At 55.7% G+C, this 17,299-nt stretch carries 16 protein-coding genes; 14 read left to right on the top strand and 2 right to left on the bottom strand.

Annotated elements, in window-relative coordinates; translation table 11 throughout:
• The first annotated feature begins 167 nt into the window (after positions 1-167).
• From GTP55_RS25735 to GTP55_RS25765, 7 genes are all read left to right on the top strand, one after another.
• Positions 168-434, top strand: a complete 267-nt coding sequence (locus tag GTP55_RS25735; RefSeq protein WP_161047643.1) for a hypothetical protein — start codon at positions 168-170, stop codon at positions 432-434.
• A gap of 377 nt (positions 435-811) precedes the next feature.
• Positions 812-2,116, top strand: a complete 1,305-nt coding sequence (locus GTP55_RS25740) for an ATP-binding protein (RefSeq protein WP_161047644.1) — start codon at positions 812-814, stop codon at positions 2,114-2,116.
• A gap of 686 nt (positions 2,117-2,802) precedes the next feature.
• Entirely contained in the window at positions 2,803-3,246 is a 444-nt protein-coding gene (locus tag GTP55_RS25745) for an antirestriction protein (RefSeq protein WP_161047645.1), read from the top strand.
• Between the two features lie 60 nt (positions 3,247-3,306).
• Complete coding sequence (locus tag GTP55_RS25750) at positions 3,307-5,277, top strand: ParB/RepB/Spo0J family partition protein (protein ID WP_161047646.1); 1,971 nt, start codon at positions 3,307-3,309, stop codon at positions 5,275-5,277.
• 69 nt (positions 5,278-5,346) lie between these two features.
• Positions 5,347-5,607, top strand: a complete 261-nt coding sequence (locus GTP55_RS25755) for a DUF3717 domain-containing protein (protein WP_161047647.1) — start codon at positions 5,347-5,349, stop codon at positions 5,605-5,607.
• A gap of 76 nt (positions 5,608-5,683) precedes the next feature.
• Entirely contained in the window at positions 5,684-6,214 is a 531-nt protein-coding gene (locus tag GTP55_RS25760) for a hypothetical protein (protein WP_161047648.1), read from the top strand.
• Positions 6,211-7,185 (top strand): relaxase/mobilization nuclease domain-containing protein, encoded by a 975-nt coding sequence (locus tag GTP55_RS25765; protein WP_161047649.1) that lies wholly within the window; start codon positions 6,211-6,213, stop codon positions 7,183-7,185. The genes GTP55_RS25760 and GTP55_RS25765 overlap by 4 nt, the downstream gene beginning before the upstream one ends.
• On the opposite strand, the gene GTP55_RS25770 is transcribed toward GTP55_RS25765, so the two are convergent.
• Entirely contained in the window at positions 7,172-7,438 is a 267-nt protein-coding gene (locus tag GTP55_RS25770; protein ID WP_161047650.1) for a hypothetical protein, read from the bottom strand. The genes GTP55_RS25765 and GTP55_RS25770 overlap by 14 nt on opposite strands.
• A gap of 446 nt (positions 7,439-7,884) precedes the next feature.
• On the opposite strand from GTP55_RS25770, the gene GTP55_RS25775 reads away from it, so the two are divergent.
• The 7 genes from GTP55_RS25775 to GTP55_RS25805 all read left to right on the top strand — a co-directional run bounded on the left by GTP55_RS25775 (position 7,885) and on the right by GTP55_RS25805 (position 16,884).
• Complete coding sequence (locus GTP55_RS25775) at positions 7,885-8,124, top strand: hypothetical protein (RefSeq protein WP_161047651.1); 240 nt, start codon at positions 7,885-7,887, stop codon at positions 8,122-8,124.
• A 43-nt stretch (positions 8,125-8,167) separates the two neighbouring features.
• Entirely contained in the window at positions 8,168-9,100 is a 933-nt protein-coding gene (locus GTP55_RS25780; protein ID WP_161047652.1) for an ATPase, read from the top strand.
• Between the two features lie 452 nt (positions 9,101-9,552).
• Positions 9,553-11,649, top strand: coding sequence for an AAA family ATPase (locus GTP55_RS25785; protein WP_161047653.1), 2,097 nt, complete (start codon positions 9,553-9,555; stop codon positions 11,647-11,649).
• 719 nt (positions 11,650-12,368) lie between these two features.
• Entirely contained in the window at positions 12,369-13,859 is a 1,491-nt protein-coding gene (locus GTP55_RS25790) for an anti-phage protein (protein WP_161047654.1), read from the top strand.
• A gap of 303 nt (positions 13,860-14,162) precedes the next feature.
• The gene (locus GTP55_RS25795) at positions 14,163-14,882 is read left to right on the top strand and encodes a hypothetical protein (RefSeq protein WP_161047655.1); all 720 of its coding nucleotides are present in this window, start codon (positions 14,163-14,165) and stop codon (positions 14,880-14,882) included.
• A gap of 1,224 nt (positions 14,883-16,106) precedes the next feature.
• Positions 16,107-16,373, top strand: a complete 267-nt coding sequence (gene infA, locus GTP55_RS25800) for a translation initiation factor IF-1 (protein ID WP_161047656.1) — start codon at positions 16,107-16,109, stop codon at positions 16,371-16,373.
• A 331-nt stretch (positions 16,374-16,704) separates the two neighbouring features.
• Positions 16,705-16,884 (top strand): DUF3606 domain-containing protein, encoded by a 180-nt coding sequence (locus GTP55_RS25805; protein ID WP_161047657.1) that lies wholly within the window; start codon positions 16,705-16,707, stop codon positions 16,882-16,884.
• A gap of 169 nt (positions 16,885-17,053) precedes the next feature.
• Here GTP55_RS25805 and GTP55_RS29955 read toward each other — a convergent pair.
• The coding region (locus GTP55_RS29955) for a hypothetical protein (protein ID WP_229258164.1) at positions 17,054-17,299 on the bottom strand (246 nt) is incomplete at its 5' end.

Genomic DNA, 17,299 nt, shown 5'->3' on the forward strand with positions numbered 1-17,299 from the left:
ATCGACGAAGCAAACAAGGCAAACAGATTTCCTGGTTTACATTTATGTGATGGTTTTTGCATCTATCCGCCGACGGGTTGATCTGGATCGCGTAGCGGACCGATTGACGACCTCATGATGTACTTCATGACCGCACATTTTTGTGTGAGGTAGAAGGTGAGGACGTCATGAACGATATAGAATTTGTCGAACGTTTGGCACATGCGCTGGCGGTATATGTCCGACCGGCGATTCCCTTGGCGATTGATCTGTGGGATATCGCGATCATTGCGCAGTATCTGAAGCGTGATCCCCAGGTGGTGCGGGAGCGGATGGCTTGTTTACCGGGATTTCCCAAGGCGATCCGGCTGCCCACAAAGACGGGCAGGGCGCAGCCGCTGTACAACGCTAAGGAGGTGATCGATTGGGCGCAGAGTTTTAAGGAGCGGAACTGATTGTCGGGACACTGCTTTCGAGATAGGCAATCAATCGCGAAAGATCCTGCTCGCAACGCTGTAGCGACCGGTCAACATAGCCACGCCGATGGTCAGGAAAATATCGCGCGGACCGATACCTGTGTTCAATTGTCACGCCAAAAACCGCTTCCTCTTTCCCAGGTGCGCACCCACTTCAAGTGACCAAGCCGGTACGCCGTGATATCGGCCCGTCCTGTTTTGGGCGACGGTTCCCAAGGCCAGTGATTACTGCTGTCTTCGCATGCCTCATCTAAAATGGTGCTCGCGTTGAACATAGAGGGTGCAGCTTCGCTGTCACTTGGATTCGTACGGTTGGTCGCGATCCTACCGTAACACTTTAAGTCATCAAAGACGTCATGTATTTCACGAAAATCAGCCTGAAGAATTTTGGTCCATTCGCCGATGCGGAATTCCATTTTAAGCCGCACGCGATAAATTGGATCGTTGGCAACAATGGCTCAGGTAAAACGCAAATGGCGGGAGCGATGCTGGCTGCCATTGTTGGGAGCCCTGCATTGTCGTTGACTGCTGGGGGGATCGGGCCTTCCTCGGTTGCTCTCGTCATGGAGGACGGGGCTATCTCCGAAACGGTGTGCCTTCATATCGCGGCATCATTACATGGTAAATCTGAAGTGTCGAAAACGGCCGAGCCGTTAGCTCTTCAGGCGCTTGCGGCAATGTCCGGAACCGAGAACCAGCGTCTGATGATTGGGCATATGAGGCAGACTGATTTTGGATCACTCGATTTTCGCGAGGTGGAAAACCTACTTCCTGACGCAATCAAGGATCATCCACTGTGGGCAGATGTCCGGCTAAAAAGTAACCATGCGAGTTACGCTGGATCTAGCATTGCGCATTCAGCAGCAGAGTTGATCGGCCAGTTCGCTGCGCGTCGAAGGGCCCGATTCAAGCTCCCGCTTATTGTCGACGAAGTGTTGTGGCGTTGGTCGAGCGACGAACGGGAGTTTTTCATTCCAGTTCTCGATGAGATTGCTCGTGACTCCCAAGTGTTTCTACTTTGCCCTGGCGGTGATGATGTTCGCGCCGGGGCAGGATCTGTGACGCAGCTATCCGTAGCACGGAGGGAGGCGACGTCGCTCGCAGCCTTTAATTCGTGGTACGACACGCGAAAGCCCAACCTGCGGTCGGTGCGTCAGGCAAAATGGGTTCACGGGACACAGTACCCGGCTCAGGAAAATCGCTCCTGCGAATTCAAAGAGGTAAAGGGGAACAATCCACTTGGCGCAATCAAAGGGGTTGTAGATCAGTACGCAGTCGCGTTTATGAATGCTGGCACAGCGCAAGAGGGTGCCATTTTTTGGGGAATCCGTGACTCGGACAGATCTATCGTTGGAGTCCAACTTCGGCCGCAGGACTGCGATGAACTGCGGCGCATTGTCACGGAACGTCTGCACCAGATTGTTCCTCCTATCGCTCCGTCTACCTATCGGATCGACCTTCATCCGGTGAGTAATGGTTCTACGCCGATCAATGATTTGTTTGTCGTGGAAATTCGAGTGCCATCGGTCCGGCGCACATTGCTTTTTGCGACCGGTGGGCAGGAGGTGTATATCAAGACGGATGCGGGAAAGCGAAAACTCTCTCCAATTGAGCTGCAGCAGGAGCTGATTCAACGACTAGGCATTGATCCGGTACTTTGAGTTGCGCTTGCGGTCATCGGAAATTGGTCCGCGCCGGTAAAACCGACCTTCTTGGGTGCCTTGGCGTGGGCGTAATATGGGCAGACACTTAAGCACTAGGAGCTTCCGGCGTGAGCCGCGTCCCACAGGCGCGTCATGTAGGACATCCGCCGGACAGCTTTACACACCTTGATCCGGGCGAGGCCCTTCGGGCACGTCCTCCTTCCGGGTCGCTGCGCTCCGTCCCTGCGGGACCGGGCCTGCGGCCCGCCTGCAGTCCTCCTCTCGCACCCCCCACGGCCAAGGGCCACGGCTGAAGTGCGGGAGAGGCTACGCCACTCCCGGAGGGGGCACACCAGGGCGGAGAGCCGCGCTGCGCGCGACACACCGCGGCCCCAACCTCCCAACGACCTGAAGTGAGGGCAGGGCGCTTTCAAAGGCCATGCCAGCGATACGGCCGCTGGCATGGCCTTTGAGCCGCCGCTGGCGCTATGAAGCCGGCCGCGTCCCGCCCTGGGGCGCCGCCGGCGCCGAGGCCCCCCCTGGTTCACCTGCCACAGGCCGCGCTGTGCGCCAATCCCGCCACGCGTCCCCCGGGTCGGGCGAGGGGAACGCGTGGCGGGATCAGCCGCGCACAGCGCAAAAATCTGTCTGCAGGATGAAGTGCGGGTTCCTTTCACTCTCAACTTTCATTCAAGGAGAACGACATGGATCACGACGAACAAGTCCTGGCCGCATTGGCGGCCGACGGCGGCACGATCAGCGCGCAGCAGGTACCCTGCGAGCAACGCCTGCGCTTCCTGCCGCAGCGCTTCGGGCCGCATTTCCTGCTGGCCGAAAACACGGTGTACGACACCATGGGCCGGCTGTGCGTCAGCTACACCGGCGGCTACTGGGACTTTTACCTGCTGTCGAACGGCGGCGCGTTCATGGCGCCGACCGGCGCGCCGGCCTACCACCTCGTTGGCGACGGCAACGGCTACGACGGCTGGCTGCCGGGCAAGGTCACCGGCATGGGCGTCACGGCCATGGCGCTGAACCGCATGTCCTTTATGCGCGGCGGCGCGCGCTATGCGGAGCTGTTCTACTGCCTGCGCGCCTACATCGGCCAGCAGCCGGAAGCCGGGCAGCTGTTCGCCCTGCTGGACTGAGCCAGCATGCGGCTGGCGCGGGCGCGCCGGCCGCACCTTAAACGAAACAAGGAGAACATCATGTCTGATCTGGAACAAACGGCCGCCACCGGCGGCGATGCAACACAACACACGGCGCAGGCGCTGAGGACGGCATCGCAGGCCATCCTGAGCCATGCCACCATGGGTACGGCCACCCATGCGCAGCTGGTGCGCAGCCCGGCCAACACGCGCAAGCAGCCGCGCGACCTGCGCGAACTGAAGGCGCTGGTGCGGGCCCACGGTATTTTGCAGAATCTGGTGTGCTACGCCGAGCGGCGCGACGGCGTGCCGACCGGCCTGCTGGCGGTGGCGGCGGGCGACGGCCGCTGGCAGGTCGTGGGCCAGCTGATCGCCGAGGGCGACCTGCCCGAGGATTACCAGCTGCCGTACCTGCTGGTCGGCGAGGACGAGGCGGTGCTGGTCAGCCTGGCGGAAAACCTCGGGCGCGCGCCGATGCACGCGGCCGACATCTTCGACGCCATGCGCGCGCTGGCGGCGCAGGGGCGCGGCGTAGCCGACATCGCGCTGGCCTTCGGCGTCGGCGAGCTGACGGTGCGCCAGCGCCTCAAGCTGGCCAACGTCGCGCCGCGCCTGTTCGAGCTGTACCGGCGCGACCGCGCCAGCTACGAGCAGATGGCGGCGCTGGCGGTCAGCGACGACCACGCGGCGCAGCTGGCCGCATGGGACAGCCTGAGCGACTGGGAACGCCAGCCGCAGCGGCTGCGCCGCCTGCTGACCCAGCACTGCGTGGCGGTGGGGCAGGACCGGGTGGCGCGCTATGTCGGCGTGAAGGCCTACCAGCAGGCCGGCGGGCTGGTCACGCGCGACCTGTTCAGCACGCAGGAGCAGGGTTATATCGACGATGTCGCCCTGCTGGACCGGCTGGCGCACGCCCGGCTGGAACGGCTGGGGGCTCGGCTGCACAAGGAGGGCTGGCGTTGGATCGAGGTGCGCTGCCGGGTAGACGCCGCCGCACTGGCGGCCTATGGCCGGGTGCGCACCGAAGCGCTGACGCCGAACGCCGAACAGGCGGCGCGGCTGGCGCAGTTGCAGGAGCGGGCCGTCCAGCTGCGCGAGCAGCTGGACGCCAGCGCGGAGGAGGGAGAGGAGGACGGCGCTGCGCTGCGCGAACTGGCGGCCGTCGAAGTCGAACAACGGCAGTTGCGGGCCGCGCTGCAACGGCCCGACCGCGCCGACCTGGCCCTGGCCGGGGCGCTTGTCACGGTGGACGACAAGGGCAAGGCCTGCGTGCTGCGCGGCCTGATCCCGCCGCAGGACCGGCCGCAGGGGGCGGCGGGGGCGGCGGCCGAGGGCAAGGCCAAGGCGCGCGTACGCGGACCGCACAGCGCGCGCCTGACCGCCGCCCTGACTGGGCAGCGCACGCTGGCCCTGCGGGCCGAGCTGGTGCGCCAGCCCGAGGTGGCGTTGCGGGTGTTGGCGCACCACCTGCTGCGGCAGGTGTTTTATGCCGCACGCGGCGGGCGGGTGGTGCAGCTGGACGTCAAGCCGCCGCAGCTGCCGCCGGAGGCCGAGGACGGCGCGGCCTGGACCTGCTGGCAGACGCAGCGGGCGGCGCTGGCGGCATTGCTGCCGGAAGACGGCGGCAGTGCCGGCCTGATGGCATGGCTGGCAGCCCAGCCGCGCACCATCGTCGACGACTGCATCGCCTTCTGCACCGCTTGCACCATCGACGGCGTGCAGCAGGACGAGCGCACGCCGCCGGCGGTGACCGAGCTGGCGCGCACGGTGGGACTGGACATGCGCAAGTGGTGGCAGCCGACCGCGCAGGCCTATTTCGCGCACGTGCCGAAAGCGCACCTGCTGGCGGTGGTGGCGCAGGCCACCTCGCCGGCGCACGCGGTGCCGCTGGAGCGCATGGGCAAGCAGGCGGCGGCCGAGGCGGCGGCGCGGGCGCTGGCCGACAGCGGCTGGCTGCCGCCGGTGCTGGCGGAGCCGGAGACGGAGTCTGTCGGCACGGCGGCGACGGAGGAGGGAGACGTTGACGAATGACAACGCCGTAAGGCCGCGTCCGGCGATGATGGCCGGGCGCGGCTTTTTTTTGCCGTGATGAAGGATGGCATGCGCGACACGCTAACAGTGGTGGAACTGGAAGCGGTGATCAACCGGCTGCGGCGGGATGGGGCGGCGGACGACGGCGCGCTGTCGGCGACGCTACAGGCGCTGGTGGCGGTGTACGCGGGGATGGTGCAGCGGGTTGCGCTGGAAGCGGACTGGACGTGGCTTGCAGCTGGACGGGCTTACTGCCGAGGCTGGCTTTTCACCCGTCTCGGGCTTGAAAATTTCAAGGAAAACTTGCTTGTAGAAGCGATTGCAGGATAGGCTGACGCCGATCAAAGTGCTCCGCTGTGGGCGGCGTACATTGAAGTTGTGCGGGCGTGCCGCGAGCGAGGCCACCATGACAATCAGACCGAACCGTATCAACATCGACCTGGGCGCGTACAAGCAGCGCTGGCTCGACTATTGCGCCGCGCAACAGATCACACCCAGCGCGGCGTTCCGGCAGGTGGTCGCCAAGCTGATGGAAGAGCCACCTCTGCTTGGGACAAGTGCGACGCCTACGGCCACCGGAACGAAGGTGCGACGTGAAATCGGGCTGACGTCCGAGGAGGCGGGTTTCGTCCGTGCGCGCGCGCACAGCAGCGGCATGTCGGAACAGCGCTGGATTATCTCGTTATTGCGCGGCGCGATGCGGGACGAGCCACAACTGAGCGGGGCGGAAATGGCGGTGCTGGGAAAATCCAATCTGGCGCTGCTGACGATCGCACGCCATCTCCAACAGATCGCGCGTGCGCTGCAGGCAGCCCAGCCTCCGGCCGATCCGGCATTGCACAAAGTGCTGGAAACGCTGCATGGGCAACTGACGCGTCATATCGACAGCGTGGCGCAGCTGCTGGCGAGCAATGCCGCGCGGTGGGGCAGATCATGAACCGTGAGCAGATCGACGCCTATTTGCTGCGATGGGATGCGGACGGATTCAACCAGCGGCAAACACGGCGTATGCATACGCGTCCGGCGCGTGCGCTCAAGCAGAACGGTCGCCCAAATGACGCCGGCGGTGTGCGCCAGCGTCTGAACGGAATAGTGCGCAAAACGCCGCAGGCGATGGTACGCATCTCCGGTGGCGGTCGCGGTATGAGGCGTATCCGCGCGCATCTCGACTATATATCGCGCCACGGCCAACTGCCGCTCGAAGACCAGGACGGCGAGCGCTACGTGGGCAAGGACGACCTGGCATGGCTGGGCTATGCCTGGCAGAACGGCGGTACGCCGATCCCGGATGAGTCGGGACGGCGCGAGGCCTTGAACATCGTCCTGTCGATGCCGGCGGGCACCGATGCGCAGTCGCTGCAGCGCGCGGCGCGCGATTTCGCGCGGGAAGAGTTCTCCGGACACCAGTACGCCATGGCATTGCATACCTATCTGGACGATCCGGCCAAGGAGCCGTCGCCGCATCCCCATGTGCACCTGTGCGTCAAGATTGCCGACGAAGAAGGCAGGCGTCTTAATCCGCGCAAGGAAGACCTGCGGCGCTGGCGCGAACGGTTTGCCGGACGGCTGCACGAGCGTGGTATCGACGCCGCCGCGTCCAGCCGGCTCGAACGCTTCCAGCCGAAACGCGGCACCAGTCAGGGCCTCCATCATCTGCAGGCGCGCGGCGCCGCGCTATTCAGCGGGACAACGAAGGCAGATCGAGCGGCGCTCCACGAGCACAGTCGCCGGCATGAAGCGGCGATGCTACACCGGTACGCCAGCATCGCGCGGATACTGGCCAGCGCCGACGACGCATCGGACCGGCTGCTGGCCGTGGGCCTGGTGAACCTGTGCCAGCGGGCGATGGGCTTGCCGGTTGAGCGCGAGCGCGCCGCGTCGCACGAACGGCAACTCAGGGAGCGATGATCATGCGCCAGGTATGGATAGGTTTTGCCAACGCTTTGTGCGAGGTGCGGGAGTATATCTCGGTGCTGTCGTCGATCGTGGCATGGATGTTGCGCGTGTTGGTGTGGCCGTTCTCGGCGGCGGCACGGTTTGGCGCCTGGATCATCCACGCTTGCATGTGGTTGACGCTGGCGGCGATCGGTTTAGTGATAGGGGCTTCCTGCTGTTCGGTCTTGGATACGTCATTTTCTATCCCTGGATCGCTGGTTGACACGACGCCGGCGATGGCGCAACGCCGAAAGGAGGCTTTGCTATTCGCCACGTGGGGGTTAAGTCGAAGGTGTCGGCCGGTCGCTGCTCGGCCGGGCTGGCGCGTGCATGATGGCGACGGCGAGAGACGCCGCTTGCTTGGCCACTGCTTAAGCGGCGCTGCATGCATATGCGAACGCAGGGCAGGGCAGGGCGGCGCGGTTTGCAGGTAAGTTCATTGCGGGTTATGGGCTGGACCAAGGTATGCGGGGCGTGTGCCCGGAACTGGGTCCAAGCCGTTGATTGACGGCCGGCGGTGTCCGGCCGTTAACACGGGCGGAATGTTGAAACAAGGGACGATCCGATTGCAGCGCTGTTGGGACTGTTGGGCAATTCGGGGCAACTTGACCGCACAAGCAGGCCTGCGACTGCTTTGGTCTATAATGAAGGCATCGAAGTAGGAGAATTGCCATGAAACTCAAAATGCGCGGCGAAGCTAATCGATTCAAGCATCCCACCACGTTGCGGGGCGATGCGCCGTTTCTCGGTGCCACAGTGAGGCAATGGGATAAAGCCATCGTCGGCAATATGGAGCAAACCCTGGCCGAGATTAAGCGGCATGCCGAGATTTCCCCCAAGCGCGACGTCAACACCGCCACCACGTTTGATTTGGCGAGCTACGCCGGCCGACGCCTGGCGAACCGAAAATAACCAATCCTCTTTTTGAAACGCGGCTCAGGCCGCGTTTTTTGCGATGGCCGATAAAAAAGAAGCGTCGGAGACAAGTCCCTTGGTGGTTGTCTTTGCCGGGCCGAACGGCTCCGGCAAGACTTCACTGATAGAGGAGCTCAAACAGACGGGATTGGCCACCATGGGCGGCGTCGTTGCGCTGCCCACTTACTTCATCAACCCTGACCAGGTCGCCAAAGACCTGGAAGGTGATTTTGTCGACCAGAATGCGCGGGATGAAGCTGCCCAGCGCGCCGCCATGCAAGCACGCGCCACCGCGATTGCAGGTCGGCTGCCGTTTGCGTTCGAGACGGTGATGTCGCACCCGTCGAGAATCAGCGAAATGCTTCTGCTGAAGGAGCAAGGCTATCACCTGTTTTTGACGTTCATTACCACCGACGATCCCGAAAAAAACGTCGAGCGGGTCACATACCGTTACGAAACCGGCAGTACGACCGGTCACTATGTGCAACCCGAAAAAGTGCGCGAACGCTACCACAGGACGTTGGCGCTGCTGCCGCGCGCGGCTGAAATCGCCGATGCGGTCTATGTCTACGACAACAGCGTCAACGACAAAGGCGCAACGCTGCAAGTGGTGATCGAACGTGGTGGTCAGTTCTCCGTCGCTGACGATGCGAAGGCGTGGGCAGTCGAGCAATTGATCAATCCGCTCCAGGCGCGTGAAGAGGAGTTGAACTATCTGCTGCTATCGCTCGATGGCGAAGGCTATCCCTATGGCGATACCGACGAACTCCGCGGAAGCTATACGGGGCCGGTTTTGGCATCAACTTCCAACTTCCTCGTCCAGTATGACAGCGCCGCGAAGCTGGCGCGCATCCATGACCGCCTGCTGCTGGAAACTGCCGTCCTTGTTCCGCGCCAAGTTCGCAGAGGTTACAGGGTTGGTGATGGGTTGACGATACGCTATACCGTGGATGGTGCACCAGCGATCAAATAGCCAATCATCGCGGTGCCCGGCTATAGCCGCCAAGTTACGGTTTGACGGACATCGCTCAGAAGCCTCAGGTTATCTGTCCGGGGGGCGCACTTTCATGTGCGATCCATTACGCGGCCTGCAGCTGATCTCCTCTGGTTACAACCGACTAGCGGTAAAGCGGACCAGACGCGCCGTGGCGGGGCAGTGGCGCCTCCCGCCTTCGATGACGACCGGGATCTTCGTGGATTCCTACGACCGCAAAGTACAAGCCCCCTAAATGATTTCACCGGAAACAATGGCATCCTATCTACTTGACCGAAGCCTGGCACGGTTGGCCGTCCCACTTACCGGGCTAACTAGATAGTCTTTCATTTGCGACAATTTCTGTACTTTCGTGCAAGTAAAATGTTATCCTAATGAGCATGTATTCGAAAACCTCACCTTGATTACCCACACATTCTAAGGCCAGTTAAATGAAGATTGATAATATATCAATAAAGAATTTTCGCGGTATAACGAATATAGATGTTAAGGATTTAGGCGATACGATCATTGTTGCTGGGCAAAATGGGTCAGGTAAGTCCTGTATCTTCGATGCAATAAGATTGTTAAAGAGTGTTTACGGTGGGTATCAGCAGAACGAATTTCAGCATTTCTTTGGTGAATTCGCAATTCAACTTCATGGTGGATCGGCAAATTTAAAAGGTCTGTTTAATGATTCATCGCAACCAGTAGTGATCGAATGCGCATTTAGAATTCGAGATGCGGAAAGATCTTATATAAACCAGAATGGCGCGGAACTACTAGAGACGACTCTATGGCAAATTTTATTGCCTGAGGCGTACCAGTATGGTGGATATAGAAAAGCTTTATTTTCCGCGCAATTCAGGGAAAGGCAGCCAGAGGTAACCGCAAGAGTTAACGCGGAACTCCCGCTTTTGATGGCTGAGCTGGCCTTACCTCAGATAGTTGGACGTATGGTGATCAGCCCTGAGGGCGCTGTTACAATCCAGTCTTCGCATTTGCTAACAGTAATTTTTTCTAATTATCGACCAAGACAAATTGGCGTTATCGATTTTCATGGAGCTCAAAGGCACTATAGTCGTGAAAATGTGCAAGGGATTAACTTAAATCTCGATCAAGCTACTCAACAGCAAAGCCAGCATGCAATTTACAATTATAATAACAAATATAATAATGTGAAAAGCGAGATGGCCGGAAGCTACATAAAAGAACTTTTGGCAGAGAGGTCCGCCCCCGGAAGAAAACAGGAGGGTGTGTCAATCACTAATACTCTAAAAGAATTATTCGAATCATTTTTCCCAGACAAGAAATTTCTTGGGCCGCAGCCGACTGCAGAGGGCAGTCTTGCATTCCCAGTGCAGACAGCTTCAGGGGCGGTCCATGATCTAGACGAGTTGAGCTCGGGCGAGAAGGAAATTCTTTATGGTTATCTCAGGATACGTAGCTCTGCACCACGAGATTCTATAATTTTATTAGATGAGCCGGAGTTGCATTTAAATCCTCGGCTGATTCGCGGACTTCCTGATTTCTATCGTAAGCATTTGGGCGAGGCACTTGAAAATCAACTTTGGCTTGTTACACACTCTGACGCATTAATAAGAGAGGCCGTTGGAAAACCCGGTTTTAATGTATTCCACATGCTGCCATGCGGGACGGAGCCTGTGGGCTCATCTCAATTACGACCGCTAGTTGTAACTGCAGATCTTGAAATGGCTACGGCGGACTTAGTTGGTGATCTTGCGACATATCGTCCGGGTGGAAAAGGATTGATCTTTGAAGGTGGAGGAGATTCCGATTTCGACAAAACTTTTTCTTATTCATTGTTTCAGTCGGAACTGAAAGGAATAAATTTAATATCTGGAACTAATAAAATTAGAGTTAAATTGTTACACGAAATTTTAGATCGAGCTTATAAAAAAGGCGATTTGCCAACAAAATTTTATGCTATAACAGATAGCGATTCAGAAGAATCTATTCAGGAGGCTGAGGGCGTTAATCGCTTTGTGTGGGATGTTTATCATATAGAAAATTATCTTTTGGAACCAGCTATCATAGCTGATGTTTTGAATTCATTGGGGCTGAACGCAAAATATGATGAAAATGCTGTTGCGTTGAAAATGTCGGAGGCCGCCCGGAAGGTGGTTCCTACTATGCTTGTAAATAAAATGCGATCACATGCCAACTCAGCAATAGTTAGATCTATAAAGCTTGGCTTCGACCCTAGTACGTTGACGATAGGAGCAGCACTGCATTCCGCAGCATCAAAATCTTCGGAGAATATTGTTAAATTAATCACTGATGGTCTTTCAGAGGAGAAACTGGTTGCGAAAGAGTTGGAATTTCGATCGGAGTTTGAACAAAGTTTTTCTGATGGGTCCTGGAAGAAAAAACTTCCTGGGCGTGAGATTCTGAAGCAATTTATTGATGGCGAAAGTGGAATCGTCGGGTACGAAATATTCCGGAATTTAATTGCAGCTCGAATGGCGCAAACGGGTCATAAGCCGTTAGGAATGAAGGCTGTTTTCGATAAAATTATTGCTGACTAAAGTGATGGACGGCTTCGATCCCAGTTCGGCGTTCGGCAGTGCCAAGCCCTTGGCCCGAATCAACTTTTCGCCAGCGATGTCAATGCAGCAGCCATAATGTCTCGGTATCAGGGGGGCTTGAGCGCCACGGCGGCACAGGCTGAAAACTCGTTGCGTTTCTTCTACTTACTGCCCATAGGCTTACAGAGCCCCGTTCTGTTAATCCGCAGGTCCCTGGTTCGAGTACAGGTCGGGGAGCCAGAATTTTAGTTGTAAAGAATCAAGGGGTTACATGCTTCGGTGTGTAGCCCCTTTTCCGTTTTGGGACCAAACCGAGACTGGGAGGCGGCGTCCGCTGGTCCTATGCGGTCGGCTGGGAGGGCGGTGTCGGTGGCGGCTACCGGGCGGGCTTCCTGCTGCGCCAAGGGCAGTTTATTTGGACATAGTGGGCGCTGGTGACGCCCTTTGGAACGGGGATGCCTGCCCCCTAGCGACTGCGACCCGGTGTCGCAGGGTGGGGAATTGGCAGCGGCATAGGTGAGACAGGGCGAGGCGGTGCATGTATTGGCCGCCTCGTTGCTGTTTCGCACAAACTAGAGTTGCGCTTGCGCTATTGTGACTACCGGTAAAGTTTTCTCTGAGGTAAGATGTGATCCTGTTGAAATAAAAGCTAGTTCGGAAGATCGGCTAAGGCCAGTGCAGATGCACTTCGTTAAATCTTGACATGCAAAATAGAGTGGATGATGATCGAATTCGAGGATTTTAGTAAAAACATTGGCTTAAACAATTATCCATTCTCGGTATTCACGGCTGAAGAGGAAAAGGAATTTTTAAATAAGGCTTTTATCAGGCCAATTGCGTACTCTACTTCGTCAAGTGCGGCTAAAGAAGGGAAAAATGTTTTTATCTATGGGGAACGGGGGACAGGGAAAACTGCACTTTTATATCGGCTTACTACCGAGTGTGCCGCGTCAATAGTTCCAATCTCCGATTATTCGGCGCTTCCGTTAATTCCAAATAAATCTGATATACATGGGTTCTATCTCGATAATCTCTCAGGTCTTATATTGAGAACAATTGCGGCAAGTATATCACTGAGGACGAAAATTAATAAACAAGACAAGTTGTTATTGTCTTATTTGTTAAAGAAACACACGACGTCAATATCGAGAAATTCAATATTGAATGAAATGCAGGTAATTCAACATTCCTGGATGAAACGGGCTGGAGTATCTATATGGAATTCCTTGCTCGGCTTATTAAATAACGTTGCTGGTGCAGCTGTAGACGCGGCATCAGACGCGATAAGTAAGTCCATGGGATTGCCATCAATCGGTGCTGCAGGTGATAAAAAAGAATATTTCAAACAAATTCACTTATCGGTCGATGATACTTTTGATGAGTCAACGGCAAATTCCATAATTTTAGGAAAAGCCTTGGATCTATGTGGGAAGATTGGTATTTCTAGAACGACGTTCATTCTTGATCGAATCGATGAAGATTCTAGGTGGAAAAATGACTCAGATTTGATAGCTGATTTTTTGCGCCCATTTCTAACCGAAAATGAATTGTTTTATAATCAAAAACTTCAGTTCATTTTTTCTATATGGAGTATCCCTTACCAAAAAGTAAAATCTGATTTCCGCTCGAATAAATTTTGTGTAGAGCCCATAGAATGGACTGCAGACGCGCTCATGTTGGTTTTGAATAAACGGTTGGCCGAGCATTCTAATTCTGGCATTAATAATTATGCGGAAATATTTGAAGATCCAGATTATTTCAAAAAAGATGTCGTTCCTCTTGCTAATGCAAATCCGCGTGATCTCTGGCAGCTCATGCATAAAATTTTCCGTGAGCAATATCGCATTAATGCCCAAGCTACTAAAATTTCTGTAGAGGCGATGGATTTCGGAATTAAAGAATTTGTAAAAGGCTTTAGCTATTATGAGTATTATCCCAAAAAAAATAATGCTAAATCCAACACTATGGATGTTTACTCGTACATTGCGCACTTGTTGAAATTATCAAAGTGCCAATTTACGACTACAACTTTGGACGAAGCTGCGCGGACTGGTGGGTCGACGTCCAACTACATAGTTGGCATGGAGGCGATGGGTCTCGTTCGGCGTTGTGAAGAAAAGGGACCCAAGGGTTCCAATTTATATGAAATCCGTGACCCCAAGGTTAAATATGCTGTCTTAAACAATATTGATATACGCCGCGATGCATAGTTTTTAGGAGCGCGGGCGGGTGGCTGCGGCATAAGTGGAGTGCGGAGCGGCGCATGGATTGGTTGGGTCTACGTTATTGATGGTACTTATGGGCCAATGATTTTGTTCCGCCCGAGGCGATTGCTGGAGCTTGGAAAGTTGACGCCGCAGGAACCGTCGTTCGAGACAGTTTTTTAGCTAACCCGAAGTACAAGGCCAAGCAAAGCAAGTGATGCGCTCAAAATGATGGCAGTCGTTGAGCCTGAAACCGGCCAATACATGCCCTTTGTGAACGATTGATAACCATATTTCTAGAACATTGAAATGACTTGCGATCTTATTTTCTCTTTTCAAGAATTCTTCAAAATTGTGCCTGGCTTAGCCATCTTTCCAATTAGCTTTTACCTCGCAGTTAAGAAAATAGGTACTGGCGTTTCATTCTCCTACGTGTGGAGTATCAGCAGTATAGGAGAACGAATTAGTTCGGTTGTTCTTGTAAACAGGAAAGACCGACCTGTGATAATTAAAAGTGTTATCGCAGCATGTGAAGGTGTTGAGATCGACCTTCATACTTTTCAAGAACCTTTGATACTGAAAGCTCATGAAGCCATCCGAGTTGTTCCTGAGCCTTACTCGTTCCTGACTCTCAAGGGTGAGAAATGGGTCATACCTCATAAAGCTAGTGAGCAGAACATTGATTTATTTCTCGTGCTTCCAGATAGGAGGCACAAATGTAAACCATTATTTAAGGCTCCTTGGTATTTCGTAAGAAAATATCGCCCAGCTCTTGCCGCATCCAAACATAAAGTGACACATAATGGCATTGTTTACAATCCTGAAGCCATCAAGTTCATTGTCCTCTACCTTTACGAAGGTAAGCAGATGACCACTTTTATCGAGAACAGCGGTTTCATTTCAGAGTCAACTGGGCTCGGAGTCAACATGCTGCGGCGGGAAGAGATGATTTCTCCGGAAGTGGCGACAGCTACTTTACAGCGGGCTACTCCCGGTTTGGTGGTAAACGTTTCGTGGCCAAGAGGCTAGTCTGAGGAAAATTTTCTAGGGATATCTGCTGTATATCTTTTCAGAGCGGGCCGATAGATTCTTTGTGGTCAGGAACAGATATTCGTGAGAAGATTTTTTTCTTTGAGAATGTCATAATGGATAAAATCTTAGTCGGCACTATGTCTATGTGACTGCTGGAAATAAAAGCGCAACGTTACTACGTCGTTCTTTACTAACATATAATTAGTTTTTCTTTTTTGGGTTATTTTTATGCGCGAGCCCCTTTCTGATAATATCAATGGCCATTCTACGAGCTACGCCTTGAACATGCTAAAGCACTGCAGTGTTCATGGCGAAGCCAACATTTACCTGCTTGGTTCTTATGAGGGAAGGGTGATGATACATTCGCAGCAGACACGGGCGTTAAATTTGATTTATGCTCTAAAAATTCTTGGGAAGTTACATTAAGGAAAAAGCCGGTGCACTACAAGTGGCGGTGATTGGTGGTGGTTCGCTCTCCCGTCTCTTAAAGTAGCGAGCACTTAACCATAGTAATAGAGGAAGCTATCGTATGGCAGTTCCCCTTGGTATCTGCACCTAAGGTTGAGTCAGTTGAGTTCCGTCCGACCTACGTCTGGAGCGCGAGGCTTGCCAAACACATGCTGTCCATGTGGTCGAACAGTCCATCCAGTAACGGTGAAATACGCAACCAGTTACGTAAAAATTACACATTGCTGGCATAAGTGGTTGATTTGTTTTGATATGTGATTCCGGCTCGGAGCACCACCAATACTGATGCGGATTTCAGCACATTATGGGCGCTCGCGCTATGGATGGGCGCGTCCCCGTTTGTCCTGATGAGAGTTCCCATCAAGACGTCATTAGCTCAACATCGCCTTTTGTTGTACACTGCGGGACCACCTCTGCATTTTGCCACCGTCTTTTTTCCTTCCTGTTTAGGCCTCGCCCATTCCTGTCCGATTCTCGACCTTTGGCTCTACTTGAGAGTTGGGATCATTCGTCCACAGCTAGGAGCAGCGTATTAGTACACATACAGGCATTATTCATTGGTTTAGCAGGTTAAAAGGTATTGGCCAGATCAGGCCGAATGGCGGTCGCTATGATGTCATCGCCAACATCAGTAAGGCCGTCGATGCGCAGCCAGCAGGCCCGCTCGGCCACAAGCTTGCCGCGTACAGGCTCGCCAATTCGGGTTTCGGCGCACAAGCTCGACAGATCTTCCTAGTGCAGGAGGGCTGAGTCATGGCAAAAGAAGAACTCATCGAGATGCAAGGCGTGGTCCAGGACATCCTGCCCGACAGCCGTTTCCGCGTCGAATTAGAAAACGGCCACAATCTTATTGCCTACACCGCTGGCCGAATGAAGAAAAACTTCATTCGCATTCTTGCCGGTGATCGGGTCACCCTGGAGCTGTCCGCATACGACCTGAGCAAGGGCCGCATCACGTTCCGTCATATCGACTCGCCGCGAGCGACAAGCTCCCGCCCGGCTTTCCGAAATAAGCGCTGAAGTCTCCGCCCGAAGTCGTGGCCCGATAGGCAGTGAGATGCCTTTCCGACAAGGGGGCACGGCTGCGTGAAGTGCCAGCACGCCGGCGCCGGTGCCCTGTTTGCCCCAATCCAGTCAAACCGGTCTGCCAGTTTGACCAGCTGCCGGCCCCTGCCAGCGACGGTGCGCGAGTGAGCGCGCTGGCTGGCGAGCGGCTGGCGGCCGGCAAGAAGGACAGGCGGCTGGAGGCGGCACCTGCAGGGTGCCGTCAGATCAGTGTGCGCGAAATAACGGATGGATGGGCCGGTTTGTGGGATGCTGGCCTAAGCCCATAATCGAAAAGGAGCAAGAGATGAGTGATGACCTGAATAAACGCGGCGCGCAAGACCGAGCCCGCATCAATGTTAACGAGCCTCACGAGGTCGCATACTGGACAAAGGAACTGGGCGTCACAAAAGATCGTCTGCAGCAACTCGTGAAGGATGCGGGCGCCAGCGCGAAGGCCGTTCGCGAAAAGCTTGCAGAGGGCTAATCTACCTGCCTGACGCCGCCGGCGGCACGTTTGACCATCGCTCAGCGCGCTCAGGATGAAACACCGCGAACTGCGGTTCGCCGGCAGTTTTGCTGTTCGCCAGCGCGAACGGCCTGTGCGCGATACTGCTGCTTATCACGCGCCCCGTTTTATCGCACCATGCGTTTTTTCACCAGAGAGGAAATACCATGGAATACGAAAACGGCCGCGTGGCGCTGGTCACCGGCGCCACAAAGGCATTGGTCTCGCGATTGCCCAACAACTGGCGCAGCAAGGAATCACGGTGTTGCTGGCGGCGGCCGGGGTGGCGCATGCTTAGGGATGCCGGGGCAAGCGGCTTGCGCGCTGCCGGCTGCTGACGGCTGGCCCGCGGCGGCAGCGCCGCGCGGGGCGACAGCTGCCGGGCGGAGGCGGC

This window comes from Duganella margarita (assembly GCF_009857535.1).
GTDB lineage: Bacteria > Pseudomonadota > Gammaproteobacteria > Burkholderiales > Burkholderiaceae_D > Rugamonas > Rugamonas margarita.